The 21790-nt window shown below is 69.5% G+C and carries 19 protein-coding genes and 3 pseudogenes; 12 read left to right on the top strand and 10 right to left on the bottom strand.

Translation table 11 applies throughout. The features are described 5' to 3' along the window. Positions 1-283: 283 nt before the first annotated feature. The 4 genes from AB0946_RS27560 (at position 284) to AB0946_RS27575 (ending at position 5038) form a co-directional block, all read left to right on the top strand. A complete protein-coding gene (locus AB0946_RS27560) occupies positions 284-1867 on the top strand; it encodes an FMN-binding glutamate synthase family protein (RefSeq protein WP_366763336.1) in 1584 nt (527 codons plus the stop codon). A gap of 14 nt (positions 1868-1881) precedes the next feature. After that, entirely contained in the window at positions 1882-3645 is a 1764-nt protein-coding gene (locus AB0946_RS27565; protein WP_366763337.1) for a thiamine pyrophosphate-dependent enzyme, read from the top strand. A gap of 81 nt (positions 3646-3726) precedes the next feature. Then, a complete protein-coding gene (locus tag AB0946_RS27570) occupies positions 3727-3888 on the top strand; it encodes a hypothetical protein (protein ID WP_366763446.1) in 162 nt (53 codons plus the stop codon). Between the two features lie 715 nt (positions 3889-4603). After that, entirely contained in the window at positions 4604-5038 is a 435-nt protein-coding gene (locus tag AB0946_RS27575; RefSeq protein ID WP_366763438.1) for a DUF2399 domain-containing protein, read from the top strand. Positions 5039-5048: 10 nt separating this feature from the next. Here the strand turns inward: AB0946_RS27575 and AB0946_RS27580 are convergent, their stop codons facing one another. Beyond that, positions 5049-5186 (bottom strand): hypothetical protein, encoded by a 138-nt coding sequence (locus AB0946_RS27580; protein WP_366763338.1) that lies wholly within the window; start codon positions 5184-5186, stop codon positions 5049-5051. A 209-nt stretch (positions 5187-5395) separates the two neighbouring features. Here AB0946_RS27580 and AB0946_RS27585 point away from each other — a divergent pair, with 209 nt between their 5' ends. From AB0946_RS27585 to AB0946_RS27595, 3 genes are all read left to right on the top strand, one after another. Continuing rightward, complete coding sequence (locus AB0946_RS27585) at positions 5396-5521, top strand: hypothetical protein (RefSeq protein WP_366763340.1); 126 nt, start codon at positions 5396-5398, stop codon at positions 5519-5521. Between the two features lie 267 nt (positions 5522-5788). Next, a complete protein-coding gene (locus tag AB0946_RS27590) occupies positions 5789-6844 on the top strand; it encodes an aldo/keto reductase (protein ID WP_366763342.1) in 1056 nt (351 codons plus the stop codon). Positions 6845-7001: 157 nt separating this feature from the next. Then, entirely contained in the window at positions 7002-7901 is a 900-nt protein-coding gene (locus AB0946_RS27595) for a helix-turn-helix transcriptional regulator (protein ID WP_366763343.1), read from the top strand. Positions 7902-8211: 310 nt separating this feature from the next. Here AB0946_RS27595 and AB0946_RS27600 read toward each other — a convergent pair. After that, positions 8212-8708: pseudogene (locus AB0946_RS27600) on the bottom strand (HNH endonuclease family protein); the annotation flags it as partial. A 355-nt stretch (positions 8709-9063) separates the two neighbouring features. Further along, positions 9064-9633, bottom strand: coding sequence for a helix-turn-helix domain-containing protein (locus tag AB0946_RS27605; RefSeq protein WP_366763344.1), 570 nt, complete (start codon positions 9631-9633; stop codon positions 9064-9066). Positions 9634-9911: 278 nt separating this feature from the next. Between AB0946_RS27605 and AB0946_RS27610 the strand changes: the two genes are divergently transcribed. The 3 genes and pseudogenes from AB0946_RS27610 to AB0946_RS27620 form a co-directional block, all read left to right on the top strand. Beyond that, complete coding sequence (locus tag AB0946_RS27610; RefSeq protein ID WP_366763345.1) at positions 9912-11075, top strand: MFS transporter; 1164 nt, start codon at positions 9912-9914, stop codon at positions 11073-11075. A 165-nt stretch (positions 11076-11240) separates the two neighbouring features. Continuing rightward, positions 11241-11993, top strand: coding sequence for an SDR family oxidoreductase (locus AB0946_RS27615; protein WP_366763346.1), 753 nt, complete (start codon positions 11241-11243; stop codon positions 11991-11993). 242 nt (positions 11994-12235) lie between these two features. Then, a pseudogene (locus AB0946_RS27620) lies at positions 12236-12547 on the top strand (transposase); the annotation flags it as partial. 26 nt (positions 12548-12573) lie between these two features. Here the strand turns inward: AB0946_RS27620 and AB0946_RS27625 are convergent. The 4 genes from AB0946_RS27625 to AB0946_RS27640 all read right to left on the bottom strand — a co-directional run bounded on the left by AB0946_RS27625 (position 12574) and on the right by AB0946_RS27640 (position 14756). Further along, entirely contained in the window at positions 12574-12969 is a 396-nt protein-coding gene (locus AB0946_RS27625) for a hypothetical protein (RefSeq protein ID WP_366763447.1), read from the bottom strand. Between the two features lie 85 nt (positions 12970-13054). Then, complete coding sequence (locus AB0946_RS27630) at positions 13055-13498, bottom strand: hypothetical protein (RefSeq protein ID WP_366763347.1); 444 nt, start codon at positions 13496-13498, stop codon at positions 13055-13057. A gap of 165 nt (positions 13499-13663) precedes the next feature. Next, positions 13664-13948 (bottom strand): hypothetical protein, encoded by a 285-nt coding sequence (locus AB0946_RS27635; RefSeq protein WP_366763348.1) that lies wholly within the window; start codon positions 13946-13948, stop codon positions 13664-13666. 331 nt (positions 13949-14279) lie between these two features. Beyond that, positions 14280-14756: a MarR family transcriptional regulator gene (locus AB0946_RS27640; protein ID WP_366763349.1), complete on the bottom strand. Its 477-nt coding sequence runs from the start codon at positions 14754-14756 to the stop codon at positions 14280-14282. Between the two features lie 73 nt (positions 14757-14829). On the opposite strand from AB0946_RS27640, the gene AB0946_RS27645 reads away from it, so the two are divergent. After that, on the top strand, positions 14830-15753 hold the full coding sequence (locus tag AB0946_RS27645; protein ID WP_366763350.1) for an alpha/beta hydrolase: 924 nt from the start codon (positions 14830-14832) through the stop codon (positions 15751-15753). Between the two features lie 432 nt (positions 15754-16185). Here the strand turns inward: AB0946_RS27645 and AB0946_RS27650 are convergent, their stop codons facing one another. Both AB0946_RS27650 and AB0946_RS27655 read right to left on the bottom strand, forming a co-directional pair. After that, positions 16186-16620, bottom strand: a complete 435-nt coding sequence (locus AB0946_RS27650) for an ATP-binding protein (RefSeq protein ID WP_366763351.1) — start codon at positions 16618-16620, stop codon at positions 16186-16188. Between the two features lie 259 nt (positions 16621-16879). Then, entirely contained in the window at positions 16880-17731 is an 852-nt protein-coding gene (locus AB0946_RS27655; RefSeq protein ID WP_366763352.1) for a MarR family transcriptional regulator, read from the bottom strand. Between the two features lie 1419 nt (positions 17732-19150). Between AB0946_RS27655 and AB0946_RS27660 the strand changes: the two are divergent. Continuing rightward, positions 19151-20346: pseudogene (locus AB0946_RS27660) on the top strand (IS110 family transposase); the annotation flags it as partial. A 21-nt stretch (positions 20347-20367) separates the two neighbouring features. Here the strand turns inward: AB0946_RS27660 and AB0946_RS27665 are convergent. Continuing rightward, complete coding sequence (locus AB0946_RS27665) at positions 20368-20787, bottom strand: ankyrin repeat domain-containing protein (RefSeq protein ID WP_366763439.1); 420 nt, start codon at positions 20785-20787, stop codon at positions 20368-20370. Positions 20788-21790 lie beyond the last annotated feature (1003 nt).

The raw sequence follows: 21790 nt of genomic DNA on the forward strand, positions 1-21790 counted from the left end.
GGGAGGGGCGGGGTGGCCGCGTACGGGTCGGTGAGCCGCTCGTCGAGGGTCTGCTGCGACCTGGCGACGGTTCGGGGCCGGTGGCTTCGGCCTACGGTAGCGGTGGTGATCTGCCGGCGGCCGAAGGCCCCGTGAGCGCACGGCACCGCCCGTAGGTCCTCGCGTTACCGCCGCTCCGTTCTGGTGACCGGGCGCCGGGCGGCCGTCGGCCGCGTGCGCCACCCTTACGGGTTTCTTGACGAACCACAGGACTGGAAGGCCGGCCGAGGGCAATGCGGCAAGGGTGACCCGCATTGCGATCGTCGTCCTGACCCTGACACTCGGCCTCCTCGCGGCCGTCGCCGCGGTGTTGGCATCGCCATGGTGGTGCTTCGGCGCCGTGCCCCTCCTCGCGCTGGGCCTGCTGGGCGCTTGGGACCTGCTCCAGCGCCGGCACTCCGTGCTGCGCAACTATCCCGTGCTGGGCCACGCCCGCTTCCTTCTGGAGCGGATCCGCCCCGAGCTCCAGCAGTACTTCATCGAGCGGAACTTCGACGGCCGCCCCTTCGACCGGGACGTCCGCACCATCGTCTACGAGCGGGCCAAGGGTACGGACGCCGAACAGCCGTACGGCACCGAACGCGATGTCTACCTGGCCGGATACGAGTACCTGGTGCCCTCCATGGCCCCGCGCCAGGCGCCGAGCACGCCGCCGCGGGTCCGGATCGGCGGCCCCGACTGCCGCCACCCCTACGACATGGCGCTGCTGAACGTGTCGGCGATGAGCTTCGGCTCGCTGTCGGCCAACGCGATCCTCGCCCTCAACGGCGGCGCAGCGGCCGGCGGCTTCGCCCACGACACCGGCGAAGGCGGTCTGTCGGAGTACCACCTGCGACCGGGCGGGGACCTGGTCTGGGAGATCGGCACCGGCTACTTCGGCTGCCGCACCCGGGACGGCGACTTCGATCCCGCCGAGTTCGCCGACAAGGCCGCGCACGACAACGTCAAGTGCGTTTCCCTGAAGCTGTCGCAGGGCGCCAAGCCCGGCATCGGCGGCGTTCTGCCCGGGAGCAAGGTCAACGCGGAGATAGCGAAGGTACGCGACGTGCCCCAGGGGCAGACGGTGATCTCACCGCCGTACCACAAGCTGTTCTCCACCCCGCGCGAACTCGTCCGCGCCATCGCCCGGCTCCGGGAGCTGTCCGGGGGCAAGCCGACCGGATTCAAGCTGTGTGTGGGCTCGCGGCAGCAGTTCCTCGCCGTGTGCAAGGCCATGCTGGAGGAGGGCGCTGCGCCTGACTTCATCATCGTGGACGGCGCAGAGGGCGGCACCGGGGCCGCGCCCATGGAGTTCGCCGACCACGTGGGCGCCCCGCTGACCGAGGGCCTGCTCACCGTGCACAACGCCCTGGTCGGCGCGGGACTGCGCGACCGCGTCCGGATCGGGGCGAGCGGCAAGATCGCCACCGGCACCGACCTGGTCAAACGCCTCGTCCAAGGTGCCGACTATGGCAACGCCGCGCGAGCAATGATGTTCGCCGTCGGCTGCATCCAGGCCCAGCGGTGCCACACCAACACCTGCCCGAGCGGCGTAGCCACCCAGGACCCCCGGCGCGCCCGCGCCCTCGACGTGCGGGACAAGGCCCCGCGCGTGCGGCGCTTCCAGGAGGCGACCGTGGCCAGCGCCCTGGAGATCATGGCGTCCATGGGCGTCACCGACCCCGCCGACCTGCGCCCGCACATGCTCCGCCGACGCGTCGACCCCTGCACCGAACGCTCCTACGAGGAGCTGTACGAGTGGCTGGAGCCCGGGCAGTTGCTCGCCGAGCCGCCGGAGGCATGGGCGGCCGACTGGAAGATCGCCGACCCCGACCGTTTCACCGTCTGACGTGGAGGACCGAAGTGGCCCGTACAGTCGCCCGTGTCATCGTGGACGCCCTGAGCGAACTCGGCGTGCGCCAGGTGTTCGGCGTCGTGGGAGACGCCCTGAACCCCTTGACGGACGCCTTGCGCACCACGGACGGCGTGGAGTGGGTGGGATGCCGGCACGAGGAGGCAGCGGCGTTCGCCGCGAGCGCCCAGTCGCAGCTCAGCGGCACCCTGGGCGTGTGCATGGGCACGGTCGGACCGGGCTCCGTGCACCTGCTCAACGGGCTGTACGACGCGGCCAAGAGCCACGCGCCGGTGCTGGCCATCGCCGGTCAGGTGCCGCTCGCTGAACTGGGCAGCGACTACTTCCAGGAGGTCGACAACGACGCCCTCTTCAGCGACGTGGCCGTTTTCCGCGCGACCGTCACCTCGCCCGACCAGCTGCCGCAGCTGCTGGAGCTGGCCGTGCGCAACGCGTTCGGCCGCAAGGGCGTGGCCGTCCTGACGGTGCCGGGCGACCTCGGCGAACGCGAGCTGAGCACGGACCGCCCGGCCCGCTTCTCGCTGAACTCGCCGGTGACCCGGCCGGAGAAGTCCGCCGTGCGCGAGGCGGCCGAGCTCCTCGACCGCGCCGAGCGGGTCACGCTGCTCGTCGGGTGGGGCGCCCGCCACGCCCGCGAGGACGTCCTCGCCCTGGCCGACCGGCTGGCCGCGCCGATGGTCCTCACTCTCAAGGCCAAGGAGTGCTTCGAGGGCGACGCCAACCCCTTCCAGGTCGGCCAGACCGGACTGATCGGCAATCCGGCCGCCGCCTCGGCCCTCGAGGAGGCGGACACCCTGCTGCTCCTGGGCACCGACTTCCCCTACCGGGACTGGTATCCCGAGGGGAAGACCGTCGTGCAGGTGGACACGGAGGCGACCCACATCGGGCGGCGGGTACCGGTCGAGGCCGGCCTCGTCGGCGACACGGGCGCGACCGTCCGCGATCTGCTCACCCACCTCGCCGCCCCCGTGGCCGGGACGGACGGCGCGCGGGACCGCTCGCACCTGGAGAAGGCGCGGAAGCGATTCCAGGAGTGGCGCACCGGTCAGGCGCGGCTCGCCGACCCGTCGCACGACAAGGGTCTGATCGGTCGGCTGCGGTCCACGTTCGACAACCGTTCTGATGACATCCGCCCCGAGGCGCTGGCGGCCGTGGTGGACCGGCTCGCCGCGGACGACGCTGTCTTCACATCCGACACCGGCATGGCGACGGTGTGGCTTTCGCGGTTCGTCGAGATGCGCGGCGAGCGGCGGCTGATCGGCTCCTACAACCTCGGTTCGATGGCCAACGCGATGCCGCAGGCGCTGGGCGCCCAGTGCCTGGACCGGGAGCGGCAGGTCGTGGCCTTCTGTGGGGATGGGGGGCTGAGCATGCTGCTGGGCGACCTGATGACGCTGAAGACGCACCGGCTCCCCGTCAAGCTCGTCGTCTTCGACAACCGCCGCCTGGGCATGGTCAAACTGGAGCAGGAGCAGGCCGGGCTGCCGGAGTTCGGCACGGTGCTGGACAACCCGGACTTCGCCGCCGTCGCCGAGGCCATGGGCATCCCCGGTATCCGCGTCACCGAACCGGCCGAACTGGAGAAGGCCGTGCGCCGCGCCTTCGGCACGCCGGGGCCGGTGCTGCTCGACGTGCTCACCAACCCGGACGAGGTCGCGGTCCCGGCCAAGCCGACCGTCGAGCAGGGCTGGGGGTTCGCGGTGGCCAAGGTCAAGGAGATCGTCCGCAGCCACGGGGACGACGGCACCGCCTGACCCGTGGGGCGGGTGCGTGAGGCGGCCCCGTCGGCCGGTTCGCTGGGCGGCGGGGCCGGATGTCCGCTCATAGTGGCCCGGTTGTACGAGTACATCAACCAGGGCCACGCGGACGCCGACCGCAGCCACAACTGCCCGCGTCGGCTCGCCCGGATGCTCCTCACCAGGCCCGACAACCTCAAGCTGCACATCACCATCTTCTACGGGCCAAGGTTCAGCGGCGCCGGACACGCGTGGCTGTAACGGGCCGGGACCCAAACCGAAGCACACCCTGCGCAACAGCTCCGTGTACCGCCGGGGCGGGCCTGCGTGGTGGTCAGCCGCGGCGGGACCACCAGCGCCGCCGCTCGCCTTGCTCCTGACGGTGGCTATCGCCCGGTCGGGCGCGGCCGGGGTCATGGCAGGGCTCGGCATCGGGACTGCCAAGGGTGGACGGGAGGAAGCGGGAGGCGGCGTGGTGCGGGCGCGGCGGCTCGGGCGGCCGGACGGACGGGAATGGGACAGCGGACGCGGGCCCAACTGAGTAACCGGCACAGTGCGGCGGCTCGTGCACGAGCGGGCGGGGAACACGGTGCCCCGGCGCGGGCGGGAACGCCCGAACACGGCGGGACGGGCGCGGGCTCGCCGGGCGACCGGACAACGGCGGGGCGCGGAGGATACGGCGGCGGGCGCGAAGGCGGCGCGGCCGGGCCGGGCAACGGGCAGTCTCCGGGTCCGGCGGCGCACGGCCGCCGGTGCAGCGGGGGCGGGGCGGGGCCTGCGCGGGTCCCGCCGGCGGCAGGCGGGCCGGCGCGCGGCCTGGGGGGCCGGCCGGGAGCGATCGCCCATAGTGGTCGGCGGCGAAGTCAGGGGCGCGGCGATGCACGCTCGGCAGGTGCACGCCGATCGCGGTAGCGACCGCTCCGTCGCCGGCGTGCGCTGCGCCGTCGACGGCGGCGGGTGCGCGCGGGGACCGCGGATGAGTCCGCCGCCCGGCAGGGCCTGTGGAGTTCGCGCGGCTGCGCGGCCGGCTGCGGGCGGCGACGGGGCGGCCCACCTTCCAGTTGCTCTAATCGCCGCACGCGCCGACTTCGACGCAGCCGGTCTCGCCCTCGTCCGGGCCGTCCTGAGTGCGGTGCCCGAAGCCGAGGCATGGCGCATGACAGCCGACGACTACACCGCCACCCTGCACCCAGACACTCTCGATTTCGACCGCCTCGGCACCACCCCCTGGGATCCCGCGCTCGCCGCCGCTATGCACGCCTGCGGCCGGCCCGCCTACGAAGAAGGTCTCCTCGACCAACTCCTCGCCGATCTCCGCCAGGGCTACCCGTCCGCCAGTACACCGGCCTGCAGCCACACGACAGCAGGGGCGCGCCGGTGTCGTCGCTGGTCTGATCGGTCGAGGACGTGATCGTCCGTGGTCAGGCTTGTTGATCCCCTTTCGGCCACTGGTGGGCGCGGACGATGGTGGAGTCGGTCTGTACAAGCCAGTCGATGTCGCCGGGCGCGTCGGCGGAGGTCTGGATCTGCTGCAAAGCTTTGATGGACACGTCGTCCACCGGCTTAGCGGCGGAAGCGGGTGACACCGTCTTCCATGGTCCATAGCGTTCCGGCAGATCACGTCAGGAGATCCCGGTCCGGATCTTATAAGCCATGCCGTTGGTGACCTGCCGGTCCGGCACACGCGGTCAGCCCGTCGCGGCCCTTGGTATCAGTGAGTAACTTTCACTGCAGAGCAGTGACTTCATGGCGGCGTATCACCCCGTTCATGGCCGTCGTCATCGGCGTCGGCGTGATCACCTTCGTTGTGAAGAAGTCATTTCGCGAGGCTGTTTTGGCCGGTCTGTTCGCTGCCGGTACGTGCGCGGTGGGCCTGCACAACTTGGTCGGCTGATGCGGGCAGCGGGTCGGTGAAGCAGCCTCTCACCGGCCCTGACCGTCGCGGTGGCCCCTGCCCGCCTCAGGGGTAGCCGTCGGGCGGACGGTGCAAAGGCTTGCTGAAGAAGTCTGTGGTCAGGCAGGGCTCGCCGTCTCCGGGGCACTGGCAGACCCGGGGACAAGCAGGGCCGTGGGCATCCGTGCTCCGGCGGTGAAAGGTCGGTTGGGTCCGGACCGGCCGCGATGTGCGGTACGGTCACCTGATCCACCTGGGGAATTGATCATGGAATACCGTCTACTGGGTCGTTCTGGCCTTTCCGTGTCGGCCCTCGCGCTGGGCACGATGACGTTCGGTGACAGCACCTCGCAGGAGGAGGCGTTCGCTCAGCTCGACGCGTTCGCCGAGGCCGGCGGCACGCTGATCGACACCGCCGACGTCTACATGAACGGCGTGGCGGAGACGATCGTGGGCCGCTGGCTGGCAGAACGCCCCGCCTCCCTGACCGAACCTATGCTCGTCGCCACCAAGGGCCGGTTCCCCACCAGCGGCGAGCCCAATGGGCAGGGGGCCTCCCGCCGCCACCTGCAGCGGGCCCTGGATGCCTCCCTCACCCGGCTCGGCATGGATGCCGTCGACCTCTACCAGATGCACGGCTGGGATCCGCTCACCCCGGTCGAGGAGACCCTCTCCTTCCTCGACGACGCGGTGCGGGCAGGGAAGATCCGCTACTCGGGCTTGTCCAACTTCACCGGCTGGCAATTGCAGAAAACCGCCGACCTCGCCGAAGCGCGGCGCCTGGATCGCCCGATCGCTTCCCAACTGCAGTACAACCTTCTGGTCCGCGAGGTCGAATGGGAACTGGCGCCCGCGGCGCACTCCGCAGGGCTCGGTCTGATCGCCTTCTCCCCCCTGGCCGGTGGCGTGCTGACGGGCAAGTACCGGCCCGACGCTCAGCCGGCGCCTGACACACGTCTGGCCCACCCCATGTTCGGTCCGCTGTTCGGCGCCAAGACCGCACAGCAGCGCACCTGGGACGTCATCGACACGCTCACCCGCATCGCCCAGGAGCGCGGTGTCACGCCTTCGCAGGCGGCCCTGGCCTGGGTAGCCGCCCGCGAGGGGGTGTCCTCGGTCCTCATCGGCGCCCGCACCCCGCAGCAGCTGCACGCCAACCTCGCTGCCGACGGCCTGCGGCTGACAGCCGAAGAGACCAGCCTGTTGGACGGGGCGAGCGAGCCGTATGCCGACTACCCCTACGGCCTACTGGCGGCCGGCCTGCGCAGCCGGGACGTGGCCGGTACCCCGCAGTTCATGGCCCCGCCCTCGAACGCCGGCTGAGCGGTCCGGCAACGGCCCCCGGCTCTTCGGCGCGTGTGCTGCCAGCTTGCAGCATGGCTTCCGGCGGCGGCCCGGGCGGACTGCGCCCGGACCGCCGCCGCAGCGGGGGGTCTGACAGGGCCAGGACAGCGAAAGGTGAACGGGAGATACTCAAACCATGAGCGAGGACGGCATCGGCGGCATCGGGGAGTTCCTGCAGTCCCGGCGGGCCCGGATCAAGCCCGCCGACGTGGGGCTGCCGGGTCTGGGGCGGCGGCGCGTGCCTGGTCTGCGCCGAGAGGAACTGGCTCAGCTCGCCGGGGTGAGCATCGACTACTACACACGCCTGGAACGCGGCCGGGCCCACAACGTCTCCGACGCCATCCTCACCGCAATCGCCGACGTCCTGCGCCTCGACGGCACCGAACGGCAGCATCTGCGCGACCTCGCCCGCCCCGGGGGCCCGGCCTCCGGCCCACGCAGCACCAGCCAGAGCCGCACCGCCAGCTCCCAGGTGCGGCCGGGACTCGCACGGCTGCTTGAGATGATGGACGCCGTTCCGGCCTGTGTGATGGGCCGCCGTACCGACATCCTCGCCTACAACGCGATGGCCGACGCCCTTTACGGGTTCAGCGCCATGCCGGCCCGCCACCGCAACGCCGCCCGGCACACCTTCCTCCACCCAGGCGTGCACACCTTCTACGCCGACTGGTCCGACGTCGCCGAGGAAGCCGTGGCCTTCCTCCACCTGGACGCCGGCCGTCATCCGCATGACACGCGACTGGCGGCCCTGATCGGTGAACTCTCCCTGGAGAGCACCACGTTCCGCACCCTGTGGGCCCGCCATCCCGTCCGGGACAAGACCTATGGCACCAAGAGGCTGCACCACCCCCTGGTGGGCGATCTCGAACTCGCCTACGAAACCCTGGTCCTGCCCGGCGACGCCGACCAATGCCTCGTCACGTACACACCCGCGGCCGGCTCCGCCTCCCAGGAACGCCTGCAACTCCTAGCATCCTGGCAGGCCTCCACCACACCGCCCCTCAACACCTACAACAACGCCGACCAGGCACGCTGAATTTAGGGGGGCCGACGCCGACTTCACCGTCACGCGGCGGTACGGAGTTATTGCGGATCGAACTGCCGCGGTCACGGATCGCGGACGGCAGGTCCTTGACACCACCGTCCACAGCCCGCCGCACCCACGGCTGCCCAAGTTGATCTCCGGATAGATACGCACGTAGTCGAGGCCCGCCCAGCGTCGCCCGACCACGGTCGTAACGCAGAGGCACCCCGCGGCGCACGGGTTGTGAACACACACGGCCCCCTATCCCGTACCGCCGGCAGCCCTCACACCCATTCAAGAGGGCTTCCGGCCATCGCGGACGCTAGCCGTCGGTCCCCTCCCGGGAGCTACTGGGCGCCTGGGCCGGGCGCGGGATCAGCGAGCCGGTGTGACGGTAACGGGGTACGTTCGGACAGTTGCCGAGCACCTCGGCGATCGCGGCCTTCTCGTCGGCGTCGACGCCCAGGCGCCAGCGGATCTTGTCGGCCACCCGGTCGGTGACGTACTGGCAGCGGTAGCCGGCGGCAGCCAGGTGGACGGGTCCTGGTCGGCCTTGGACCGGTTCGACGCAGCCGACACCGCGATCAGAGCACGGTCGTCACCGAGATCGTTGGCGTACGCCTCACGCTCCTTCGCGCTCCAGTCGGAGGCGCCGGAGTCCCAGGCCTCGGCGAGCGGGACCAGGTGGTCGATGTCCACACCGCCCGGCCCTTGGATGAAGCGGTCGTCATACGGCGAGAACCACGCTCCCCCGCTCAGCCGGCAGCTCGCCCCCTGCTCCGGGGCGACGACCGCCTCGGCCTTCAATACCTCGGAGCGGGCGGGAACCCACGAACACGGCGGAGTGAGCGCGGGCCCGCCAGGCCGCCGGACAGCGGCGCGGAGGATACGGCGGCGGGCGCGGAAGGCGGGGCGGCGCGGTACGGGCGCAGCGGGTGGGGCAGTCGCGGCGGCGGGCGCAGCATGCGGGGCGTGGCCGCAGGACGGGCGACGGCCGGCGGCCCGGCCTCCGCAACGTCGGACAGGCGGGGAGCAGCACGCGGGACGGACGGCGGTCAGGTGCCGCACGGCCGGAACGGCCGGGCACGGCCGAGCCGCCAGGACGCCGCACAGCTCGGCGGCCCGCTCGCAGGACCATCGCCCCAAAGGAGCAGAGGCTGCAGCTTCGAGACGACTATGGCGTGCGCGGCCGGAGGCCATCGAAAGCGATCTGGAGCATCTTGTCGCGCTGCTCAGCAGAAGCAAAATTCACGGTGGTATAAGCCATGGCGTACCGCATAACGTCGTCGATGTTCACATCGCTGCGCATCACGCCTGCCGATTGAGCACGAGCGAGCAGGGGCCCGCCTGCCTCGTTCAGTGCCTCGACGCACGCCTTATACACAGGCGCATCACGGTCGAAGCCGACGGCAACAGCGCGCTTCGTAGCGACATAGTCGACGAAACGTGACAGCCAGCTCGTGATGCCGACCCACGGGTCCTCGCCCTGTAGTCCGTTAGCCATGCGACAAACGGCTTCCACTTCCGTGAGGTAGACGTTCTCCAGCAAGGAGTCGCGGGTGGGGAAGTTGCGGTAGAGCGTGGCGATACCCACGCCCACCCGGCGGGCGACCTCATCGAGAGGGGCATCGGCCCCGTACTCGGTGAACACTTCGCGGGCCGCCTCGAGCAGCGCGTCGTAGTTGCGGGCTGCGTCGGCGCGGTTCGGTCGCGGCGCCCGGAGCAGGCTGAGATCGATGGGCATGCGAGACCCCCACTTGAATCGGAGTGCAGCTATCGGTAAGGTGATAGCGCGACTCCGGATAATCGGAGCGCGCCTCTCAGTATAGCCGTCTCACCATCGCCGCCGCTGCTACCGCCGCGAAGCTCAGGCCGAGCAAGGTCTCTCTGCAGGCCCGACTGGATTGAGACAAGGGAAGGTTCCCAGTGCAGTCAGAACGATCGACCGAAGCAAATAAACGTAGCATATCTGCTAGCGGCGCCCGCTCCGGAGAGAGCGCCCATGCGGAACCCGCTTCACTGATGACCCGGCCGTTGCTGCTCCTACTTGCGATCACGGCGGGCGCGGCCATTGGTGGCCTCTACTACGCGCAACCACTCCTCGATCAGATCGGCAGAGATCTTGGCGTGGGCGAGGGCGCGGTGGGGGCGCTGGTGACTTCCGCGCAGGTCGGCTACGCGCTTGGCATCATCTTGATCGTGCCGCTCGGCGACCTGCTGAGGCGACGTGTTCTTATCCCGGCGATGGTTTTGCTGTCCGCACTGGCGTTGGGCGCCTGCGCGGCCTCACCGAACATTTTGACGCTTGCGCTCTCGCTGATCGCGGTTGGCGTCACCACGGTCGCCGGGCAAATGATTACGCCACTTGCCGGCGACCTGGCTGACGACCACGCGCGGGGTAAGACCGTTGGCATCGTCGTCAGCGGCGTCATCACCGGAATTCTCGTATCCCGGATCTTCTCTGGGCTCGTCGCTTCGGCCACGAGTTGGCGGGTCGTGTTTCTCGTAGCCGCCGTCATCGTCATTGTGCTGGCGGGCCTGCTGTATCGAGCCATCCCGAATCTTCCGCCTAAGGTGACGACACTGTCCTACGGTGGCCTGCTGAAGTCGGTGTTCTCTCTGGTGGTGAAGGAGCCGGTTCTGCGGGTCGGCATGCTCTTCGGCTCGTTCGGCTTCGCCGTGTTCTCCATGCTGTGGACGCCACTTACGTTCCTGCTCAGCGGTGCGCCTTTCCACTACTCGACCGCCGTTATCGGGCTCTTCGGTGTGGCTGGCTTGATCGGCACATTCGCTGCGCAGAACGCGGGCCGCTGGCACGACCGGGGTAGGTCCGTCCTTGGCACCGGACTCTCTTGGGTACTCGTCCTGGTCTCCTGGGCGATTGTCTGGTTCGGTGGACACTTCCTTGTGGTCCTGGTGCTTGGCATCATCGTGATGGACGTTGGAATCCAGGCGCAGAACATCTTCGCTCAGTCAAGGATCTTCCAAATCTCTGGGGAAGCACGCAGCCGCCTCAACACTGCCTATATGGCTGCAAACTGGATTGGTGCCTCCCTCGGCTCTGTCGTCGCTACCTTCGCCTGGGAGGTAGGCGGCTGGACTGCTGTCAGCATTGTCGGTGCATGCTTCTCGGTGGTCCCACTATTGGTCTGGGCGGTGACGCGAAACGGCGTCCTTCGCACTTGATAAGCATTACGGCGCACGGCATCAACGCCCACGGCGACGCGCGGTCGACGTAGCGTGGCCAGCACCGCAAGCGCACACTGGAACGCACGATTTGGCCGTCAGCGCTGTAACACCTCACGCATTCAATACCATTTTTCATTAGCATCCACAGGAGAGGAGCGGGACATGAACATCAATCTCAATGGAAAGCGTGCACTCATCACCGGATCGAGCGCCGGGCTCGGAGAGGCGATCGCAAAGCTGCTGGCTGCGGAGGGCGCATCCGTCGTGGTTCACGGCCGAGACAGGACCCGTATGGAGAGGGTCTCTGAGGAGATTCGGGAAGCCGGAGGTGAGGCCATCACAGCGTTGGGTGACCTCGCCACCGACGAGGGGGCTGCGGAGGTGGCCCGCTCAGCCACAGCGGATGGCCCCATCGACATCCTCGTCAACAACGCTGGCTTCTACCGAGCGCTGTCGTGGACAGACGCGAGCCCTGAGGACTGGAGCGAGGCCTATAACGTCAACGTCATCTCGGGCGTGCGGATGATCCAACACCTGGTCCCGGCGATGCGCAAGCGTGGCTGGGGCCGGGTCATCACCATCGGTGGAGGTCTGGCCGTGCAGCCAATGAACACTTACCCCCAGTACAGCGCCACCCTGGCAGCCCGGCACAACCTCGCGGTATCACTGGCCCGTGAGCTAAAGGGCACTGGCGTGACCTCGAACGTCGTTGCGCCCGGGGTGATCGGCGTCAAGACGATGAAGGATTTCGGCATGGGGCCGAACGAGGCGGAGACCCTCCCGAACGACCAGAACCGTTACGGGAAGCCGGAGGAGATCGCAGGCGCAGTTGCATATCTCTGTAGCGGGTATGCCGAGTACATCTGTGGCGCGACGATCCGCGTCGACGGTGGCCTGATCCGTTCCGCCTTCTGACTCGGCCAGGGCGGACCCTGACTCGAGACCGAAACTCGATGCCGTCATGGAAAAGCAGGATGGGTGAGCTCTCACCCAAAGTCCTCTCCAGCTACCCTCGAAGTAGTCGACCAGCGGGAGGACAACGCCCTGCTCGACGCGCTGCAAGAGCTCGTCACACGATCTTGTGGATGTGTGCTGGTCGGCAGTGACCAGTCCTACGGTTTCGCCGTTCGTGACGTGTGGGGAACCGGCCGTGGGCTGTGGACGATGACTTGTGGGCGCTGATCGAGCCTCTGCTGCTGCCTTGGCCGGAGAAGGCGCCCGGCCCGAAGCCAGTGGACGACCGGCTATGTCTGCAGGGCATCCTGTACGTGCTCTACAACGACATCAGTTGGCAACTGCTGCGGTTGTAGCTGGGGTTCGGCTCCGGACAGACCTGCTGGCGTCGACTGCGCCGTTGGCACATGGCCGGTGTCTTCGACCAGTTGCACTGTCTCCCGCTCGCAGAGCTGCACGCGGCCGACGCCCTGGACTGGACGCGGGCCTGCGTGGATGCCTCCCACGTCCGCGCGAAAAGTGCCCCTATGGCCTTCGTCAATCAGTGGCCGAAACGGGTGACTGGTAGAAGGTGCCGTCTCGGAGCATGGCGAAGAGGACCGAGCGGCGCCCCCGCCCGCGTCGCACGGATCCTGCTGGACATCGTGGAGACCGAGGTGCAGCCGCTGCACCTACCCGTGAGGATGTCGTGCCGGGCGCCGCGGCTTTCCCCGTACTCGGCGGCGAACGCCCATCCCCCCGCCTGCCCCATCCGGGCGACGCCGACGTCGGGATCATTGAGGAGAGCGACTGCCTCCTGCGCCGTGGCCGTCGCACGCGCGGCGCCGGGACTGGCCCCCAGGCGGGCAGCCAACTCCTCCGGCGTGATGCCACGGGCGAAGGTGACGCTGTAATACCACTCAGACTCCGCCAGCCAGCGCACGCCTTCAATCGCCATGACCACATCCTGCCGTACGGTCGCGAGCGGACCCCGTCAGCAGCGCAGAACCCCCCGGCGGGTGCCCGCCGCGGCGCCGACAAACTCACCCCGAACGATAACTAGGACAGCCTTGTGCACCCTCCAAGTCTTCGGAATCGAGCGCCTCCAATGTGTCGGCGATCTCGATGAGGTCTTCAGTTGAGAGTGCGGGTGGCGTCCAGTGGCGCGCGCGTGCGTGATCGATGAAGATTGCCTCCAGCGGGATGTGGTAGCGCTCGACATAGTGAGCGAGGTCCGAGTGCCAGAACCACTCGCCGTCGGTGTGCAGCTCCAACGCACCGATGAACTCACCACTCAGTGCGTCGTGGACCGGTGATCCGGTCACGGCAAGAGCTGATCCTCCTCGCAGGTAACGCACCAGCTTCTCCTCATCCGGCACTGCGTGGTCGCGGACCGAGTCGCGCAGTGAAGGGCCGTCGGGGCGACCGTGCGCCAGCTCCTGGAACTCACCCAGGAACCGGTCGTAGGGAAAAGATCGGCTGGCCATACGTGGAAGCCTATGTACGGAGGTCGACTGCTCGATGCTGTCACCGGGCAGCGCAGCGGCGCGGGAAGAAGCCGATAACGGGGGACCTGCGGATCAGGTGCGCACCTGCGTACGGGCCCAGCGGCGCCTCGTCGGTAGCCAGGCCCCTGACCGCGGGAGGTGCGGTCAGCTGACGGTAGGCGTGCAGACGGGCGAGGACAGCCGGCAGGTCACCGGCGAGGCCGCCACCGGTGCGCCATACGAAGTGCAGCAGAGCGGACACGCCCGGCCGGCGAAATCCGCCGCGTCGAGCACATGGGGATTGGTGGGGGCAGGCAGGGCGCGGCTGAGAGTGAGCGCGGCGTGGACGGCCTCGGCCAGCCCGGTGGGGAAGACGCCCGGGTGGCGCGCGGCACTCGCCGCGATGGCGAGGTAGAACGCGGCGAGCTCCGGCCGATCCAGGACGTCCAAACGCGGGGCACGTCGGCGGTCCAGACGGCGGGGGCGGCCGCCACGAGCCGCTGCAGCACCAGGGCGTAGCCGGCGGCGCCCGCGTCCGGAGCGCCGGCCAGAGCGGCGGCGGCCGCGAGCGGACCGGCCGCGGCGGCCAGCTCCAGCAGGTCCTCCACTGCGACGGCGTCGTCATGGCGCGAGTGCGGGCGGGCGGCGGTCCGCGGGGCGGGTGAGGGGCGGCGACTCGGGCGGCCGGACAAGCGGGAACGGAACGGCGGACGCAGGCCATCGCTTGCAACAAAGGCTGATCACATGGCCAGCGGGCGATCGGACTGGATGCACATGCCGGTCAGCCTGTGGGTAGGCCGATCTGATGGCGTTCGAGCACGGAGCGGAGCTCCGAAAGGACCTGTACGGCGGCCAGCCCTGAGGGGCCGCGGAGGGCGCCTGCGGTCAGCTCGGCCAGCGTTTCAGTGAAGGTCGCCTCGGCCGCCTCGACGACTTGCAGGCCGTCATCGGTCAGGTCCAGCAGTGATGAGCGACGATCCGATGGATTGGTTCGCCGTGTGACCCATGCCTGTCTCTCCAGACGGTCGACGCCCTTGCTGGTTGCACCGATCCCGATGGCGAACTCGGCTGCAAGGTCCGCCACCCGGGACCCGGGGTAGTCGCGCAGGAAGCGCAGGAATTCGAACTGCGAGGTGACGATCCCGTGCCGCTCGCGAAGACGGTCGTTCAGCGCGTTGTAGAGGCGCGTCTCACAGCGAACGAGGTCGGCGAAGAAGCCCGGGAGGTCGACCCGGCCACCGCTTGACTTAGATGCCATGGCATATATCTTAGCACCCAACTATATGTCTGAGCATATAGTTCTTGGGCATGCACTTGTGATGGAGGCGACAATGAGCAGGCAGCAGCGCGCGGAGATCGACGCGATGGTTCGGCGGCCCCGGCCTGAGGGCCCTCGGTCGGTGGAGGAGCTCCGCGCCGGGTTCAGGGCAATGATGGCCGAAATGATCGTCCCGGCCGGGATCCGCACCCAGACTGCGACGCTCGGCGACCGGCCCGCGGTGCTCGTCGAGCCGGCCGGCAGTGCGAAGGCCGGGACAATCCTCTACTTCCACGGCGGCTCCTACGTGGTCGGTTCACCGGAGACGGCGATGTCGCTGACGGGGAACCTGGTGACCAAAACAGGATTCAGGGCGTTCTCGTTGGATTACCGGCTTGCCCCTGAGCACCCGTTCCCGGCCGCGATCGAGGACGGGCTGAGCGCCTACCGCGCACTTCTCGACAGCGGCGAAGACCCTTCGGCGATCGCGTTCGCCGGGGACTCCGCCGGTGGCGGCCTCACTGCCGCCACCTGCCTCGCCGCTCGCGGCTCGGGCCTGCCCATGCCCGCCGCGATCGTGGCGTTCTCCCCTGGACTCGACATGACCCGGACAGGCGGGAGCATGGACAGCAAGGCGGGCATCGACCCGTTCTTCACGCGCGAGGGCCTGGAACACACCGGGGCCATGTACCTTGCGGGACAGGACCCACACCAGCCCATGCTCAGTCCCGCCATCTGCGCCGACCTGACCGGTTTCCCTCCGATACTTCTGCAGGCGGGCGCCAACGAAATGCTCCTGGACGACTCCACACGCATGGCCACGCGCGCGAGGGAAGCCGGAGTGGACGTCATCCTGGACGTCACCGCTGACGTTCCACATGTCTTCCAGGCGTTCGCCGGCATCCTGGACGAAGCCGACGAGGCACTCGAGCGCGCCGCCCTCTTCCTCCGTCAGCACATCCGCACCAAGGGCACGGCACACACGTCGGCAAGCTGAAGGCGGCATACGCCCTCATGCACGCCCCGGGCCCTGGCTCGCCGTCCCTCCCTGGAGCCAGCGCCCCACCCCGCTCCGAGGGCCGCTCGGCTGGGACGTGGCCTGGCAGCGCTGCCTTACCCTCGCCCGCGTCCGGGCCGGGGGCGCGCTGCCGGAGCGAGCGGGTGAACTCGTCGTGCAGGGAAAGGATCTCGGGGCGTGGGCCGTCGCGCAGCAGCAGGGATGGGACAAGCTCTCCCCCGCGCAGCAGTGGCTCCCCGGGAGCACGCTCGGACTGGAACCCGCCGGCCCCGCAGCCCGGCCCGCGAAACTCACCGCCGACGACAAGTGGGCACTCAACCTCCGCGCAGCCCGGCAGTACCACGACCGCGAGGGACACCTACGACCCGCCAGGAAGCACACCGAGCGCCTGGACGTCGACGGCGGGAGGTCTCAACTCTTGACGGCCTCTGCGATCTGCTGGGCGGCCTGCACAGGGGTGAAGTACGTGGTATCGATGACCTCGGCCTCGGCGTGCAGCCACGCGCGGGCGGCCTCGGCGTAAGGCTCGAGGTACCGGAGCCGGAACGGGGAGTCGGGGCCGAGAACGGTGTCACCCGCGATGCGTGCACGGAGGGTGTCCTGGTCGGCGTGGAGGACGAAGTGCCGGTCCGGAATATCGTGCTGGGCAAGGCCCGAGCTGATCTGGCGCCAGTACTGCTCGACCAGGATGGTCATGGGCATCACCAGGGTGCCGCCGGTGTAGTCGAGGATGCGTCGGGCGGTCTCGACCACGAGCGGCCGCCACGGTGGCCAGTGCTGGAAGTTGTCCGTCGCGGGCAGCCCCGGCTTGCCCGCGCCGTGCGTGCCGTTGAGCCATACGATCATGGACCTGACGCTAGCGCTGTGCGGGCCCCAGGAACGCCTTCGGTGAGAGTAAGGCTGCTGAACGAGGTCACGCGACAAGTCAGATGCCTCACCTGTGACAACCACAATGCTTCAAACGACCCCCTCTCGCAGCTCACGCGACTCCGCTGGTGCGACTACCGTGCTTCGGCTCAGCGCTCTTGAGCCAAAGCAGGATAGTTGCCACGTAGGCAGGCTTTTGTCACCTGCGCCCCCCTTGGGCGCATGCCGTATCTGAGTGTCACTGCGATCCTGCGGCCACCAGGGTCGCGGTGATGGGTTCGAGGTTGGTGATCAGTTCGTCGAGTTCGGCGGGGGACAGGGCGTCGTAGGGCGGGGTGGCGAGTTCGTCAGTGAGGGTTTCGATGCGTTGCTTGGTCGCGCGGCCTGCGTCGGTGAAGTGGCCGTCGATGTCGATGAGTCCGCGTTCGCGCATGCCGCCCATGACCGCGGCCAGGCGCTCTTTCGGCAGGTGATGAATGCGTCCGAACGACTCCGGGGGGTGGATGCCCTGCTCCAGAGCGGAGAGCACGTGGGCCTCGGTGCCGCCGATGCGCGCGCCGACGAGAGCGGCGATGTGCCCGTCGCCGCGGTGCTCGCGCAGCATGGTCGCGGAATGCCACAGCTGGGCAACGGGGTCGCCCGGTACCTCAAGGGTGCGCATGCCGGCGTACATCACCCGGCCTTCGGTAGGGGCGCTCGTCGCGGCCTTGGTGGTCAGGTCGGCGGCGCGCGCCAGGCCCGGGGACTCTGCCAGCTCGTCGCCGAGGATGCGCCGTAGGGAGGCCGCGCTGCCCCGCTCCCGCGCGGCGACGGAGGCCTCGGGCGAGATCGTCTCCCAGGCGCTGGGGATGTGCCGTGCGGCCTCCCCGTCGGCGAAGTTGTAGAAGGCTGCGTGCACGACTTGGGCCGGCACCCGTCCCAGTGGTGCGGCGCGGCTGGCGAAGTAGCCGTCCCAGTAGGTGCGGTGGCCGAGTGCGGCCAGTTCCTCGTTGCACTCGTCCGCGAGGAACGTGACCAGGCAGATCGGCTCCAGAAGCTCGAACATGCGGCGGGCGATGTGAGTCATCGGATGCAAGCGCGTCTTGCCCATCAGGTTCTCCCTTTGCCGGTGTGCCGTCTTGGACCGTCCGGCACACCGAAACTCATCGGCGACCGAAGGGAAGCAGTGCAGATGGGTTGGCGTGTGCGTGGTTGTGTATGCGCGAGCGGGTCCAGATCCAATCTGGTGACAGAAAGACTGGTGAATCAGTGCCTATGACAAGTCGGATGCCTCGTTGGTGACAATCAGGCTGCTTCGACTGCCCTCATTCACCAGCTCAGCCGGTCCCGCTGGTGACAGCTCCTGAGCTTCGGCTCAGCTCGCTGCCCGCCACCCCTTCGTCCGCGCGAGGGGCCACATCCGCGCTCAAGGTGATTCAGCAAGGCCGCCCTCCGCGCCACCGTTCCTGCTCGTGTTCCTGGTCGACGCGATGCGGCAGGAGCTCCGGCCTGCTGTCAGGCCGGAGCCGGTGAAGCGCCGGGTCAGGTCGCGGTGGCGCCCTGGCCGCGGCGGATGCGCCCGAGGAGGTCACGGTGATAGGCCGCGAGGCCTCCGTCCGAACCCGACAGGGACAGGCATCTCGACCCAAGCCAGGGGGCGGGGCGCAGCGGCACGGTGGCGCGCGGCGACACGCCCTTCGGGCACGGCACCGCACGGCAGACGGAAGGGCGGGACGGCAGCGCGCGGGAGGACTCGGAGCGCGGGCGGCGGACGGCACGGCGGCGGCTCGGGCGACCGGACAGGCGACAGCGGGACGGCGGACGCAGGGCCAACTCAGCGGGACGGGGCGCAGCAGGCCGGCACCAGCACGGCGGCCCGGGCCCGCCGGGCAGCCGGGGAGCGGCGAGGAGGCGCGGAGGGCGGCGGCGGGCCGTCGGACCGGGCGGCGGCGGGCCGTCGGACCGGGCAACGGGCGGCCTCCGGCACCGATCGCACCGATCGCACCGACCGCACCGACCGCACCGACCGCACCGACCGCACCGACGAGGAGGTGAGCACACCATGACCGAGCAGCGTCGCCACGACATCGACTGGACCGACGCGATCAACCCGCAGATCGTGATCGCCCAGCCCGGCGACCAGCACGCCATGACCCCGGAGGAGGCCTAGCAGACCATCGACGAGGCGAGAAAGGAGGAGGGCCCATGAACACCCGGGCGAAACTGAAGGACCCCTCCCGCGGAGCCGGGAAACCACATACCGCCGACCAGCGCCGGGACGCAGCCAACGAGCAGCCCCTCCCCCCGTTACCTTCTTCGTGGCTCCGCAATGGGGCTTCCGGCCTTCGGGTCCGGCATGACTTCCCCGCCTTGTTGTTCATGATCCGGGGGGTGGTGTCACCGGGTCCGGAGGCATCGACGGACCGCTGATGAGGGGCTTGAGCACCGGCTTCACCCGGGCCGGAAGAGCTCTCCGTAACGTGAATGTGGCAGCTCGGTGCCCTGGCAAGGCCGGACGAGAGCGTGATGGATGAGCCTGCACGTGATCGACACCGGCGATATCGACGTCTTCCTGGGCCTGGACGTCGGCAAGGGCGAACACCACGCCACCGCCGTGACCCCGGCCGGGAAGAAAGCATTCGACAAACGCCTGCCCAACACCGAGCCCAAGCTCCGCGAGTTGTTCGCGAAGCTCCAGGCCAAGCACGGAACGGTGCTGGTCGTGGTCGACCAGCCGGCCTCGATCGGAGCCCTGCCACTGGCGGTGGCGAGGGACATGGGCTGCCCGGTCGCCTACCTGCCCGGACTGACGATGCGGCGGATCGCCGACCTCTACCCCGGCGAAGCCAAGACCGACGCGAGGGACGCGTTCATCATCGCCGACGCCGCCCGCGCGATGCCCCACACGCTGCAGGCGGTCGAGGGCGAGGACGAGACGATCGCCGAGCTGGAGATGACCGTAGGCTTCGACGACGACCTGGCCGGCGAGGCAACCAGGGTCGCCAACCGGCCGCACGGCCTGCTGACCCAGATCCACCCCTCGCTGGAACGAGTGCTGGGACCGCGGCTGCAGCACCCGGCCGCCCTCACCCTGCTGGAACGGTTCGGATCCCCGGCCCAAATCCGCAAGGCCGGCCGTCGGCGGCTGGTCACCCTGCTGCGGCCGAAGGCACCGCGGATGGCCGAGCGGCTGGTCGAGGACATCTCGCCGCGTTGGACGAGCAGACCGTGACCGTTCCGGGGACCGAGGCCGCCGCGCTGATCGTCCCGAGCCTGGCCGCCTCATTGACGGCCGTCCTCGACCAGCGCAAGCTGCTGGCCGGGCGGATCGAGGAACTGCTGGAGGCTCACCCTCTTTCGAAGGTCCTGACGTCAATGCCGGGAGTAGGCGTCAGGACCGGAGCCCGCATCCTGATCGAGGTCGGCGACGGCAGCACCTTCCCAACCGCCGGCCATCTCGCCGCCTACGCGGGTCTCGCCCCGGCGACCCGGAGCTCGGGCTCCTCGATCCGAGGCGAACAGCCCTCCAGACGAGGAAACAAGCAGCTCGAACGGGCCTTCTCCCCCTCCGTGTTCGCCGCTCTGGGCGACCCGGTCTCCCGGGCCTACTACGACAAGAAGATCGCCCAGGGCAAGCGCCACACCCAGGCCCTGCTCTGCCTCGCCCGACGCCGGGCAGACGTCCTGTTCGCGATGCTCCGCGACGGCACCTTCCACGAACCCCGGCCAGCCACGGCAGACGGGCGTCTAGGAGGACGCGTCGTCCCCAGCCGGAAGGTGAACAGCCACGTCATAATTGGCGATCCGCCCCGCCAGCGCCCTCGGGCTCACACCATGCACGTTGTCCCGGTCAGGGTCGGCACCGGCTTCGAGAAGGAGGCGAATCGTCCGGCCTTCGCCCCGCGAACAGAACACCGCCCTCGACAACGGCGTATCGCCATGACGGTCCACGGCATCGACCACCGCCCCCGCGGCCAGCAACACTTCGACGACCGCGGGGGCTTGCGCCTGAGCAGCAAAATGCAGCGGAGTCCAACCCTCTGCATCGGAAGCCCCCGGGTCAGCGCCCTCAGCCAGCAGCACCCTCAGGCCATCCGCGTCCCCGCCGACAGCGGCATAGTGCGCTGCGGTCCGACCCAATCGATCCCGATCCGTCATGCCGACCATCCTCACCCGGCTTGACCCAACAGATAGGGGCACCCCCCGGCGCCGATGTGACCGCCTCACCAGCACCGCTTACCACAACGCCCCCTTCCCGGCCGGCAGACGGGATACAAGTCAGGCAGCGGACACCACACCGCGGCGCGCAGCCAGGAACCTCCGGCACGAACCGGGACGGCGCACGCACAGGGCGTACGACAAGCAGCAACTCGGCGCGGGCGCCGGGAGCAGGCCCAACCCGCGGGGACGGGACACAGTGGGCCGAGTCGCCGGGCACAGCGCCGGCCGGGGCCCGCGCGGACCCGGCCGGGAGGCAGGCGGCAGGCGGCAGGCGGCAGGCGGCAGGCGGCCCAGCGCGCGGTGAGACGGCCCGGTGCGCGACAGAGACCGGTACGGTGCGGGCACGACGCGGCCCGGGGGTCCGGTCCCGCTTCCTGGTCCACCGGTGCGCACCCCCAGCGGACCGGGGACTGCTTCGCCATCGCCCACGAATGGGCCGACCACGAGGGCTGGACCTACTGCGAGGGCCACGCACTCGCCGACGAGCCGATCATCGGCGCCTTCGAGCACCCCTGGTGCCGCACAGCAGACGGCCGCGTGGCCGATCCGGCCGTCGCCGACGGCTGGATCGTGGCCTACCAAGGACTGCCGCTCACGGACCGCTTCGTCCGCGCCCAAGGCCGGGGCGCCGACGCATGTATCGGGGCTGCGCCCGTACGGCCGGCTCTCGGTATCCACCAGGCAGTGCAGCCCGGCCTGCACCCCGCGCGACCCGCGAACACCCAGACCGACGAGGGGACACCACGGTTGTGTGAGCAGCGCCCGCGTGTAGCAGGACCGTCGCGGGCCGCGGGCGCATGCAAGGCACCCACTCCCCTCGGTGACATGCCACCCGCAGGCGCCGCCACTTGGACGCTATCTCCCCAGGATGAAAGCGCCGGCTGGGTGGGAGCACCGCGGGCGTGGGTGCTCCGCACCAGGTGCTGGGCTCGAACATCGGGCCGTCGTC

This window comes from Streptomyces sp. NPDC046870 (assembly GCF_040704595.1).
GTDB lineage: Bacteria > Actinomycetota > Actinomycetes > Streptomycetales > Streptomycetaceae > Streptomyces > Streptomyces argyrophylli.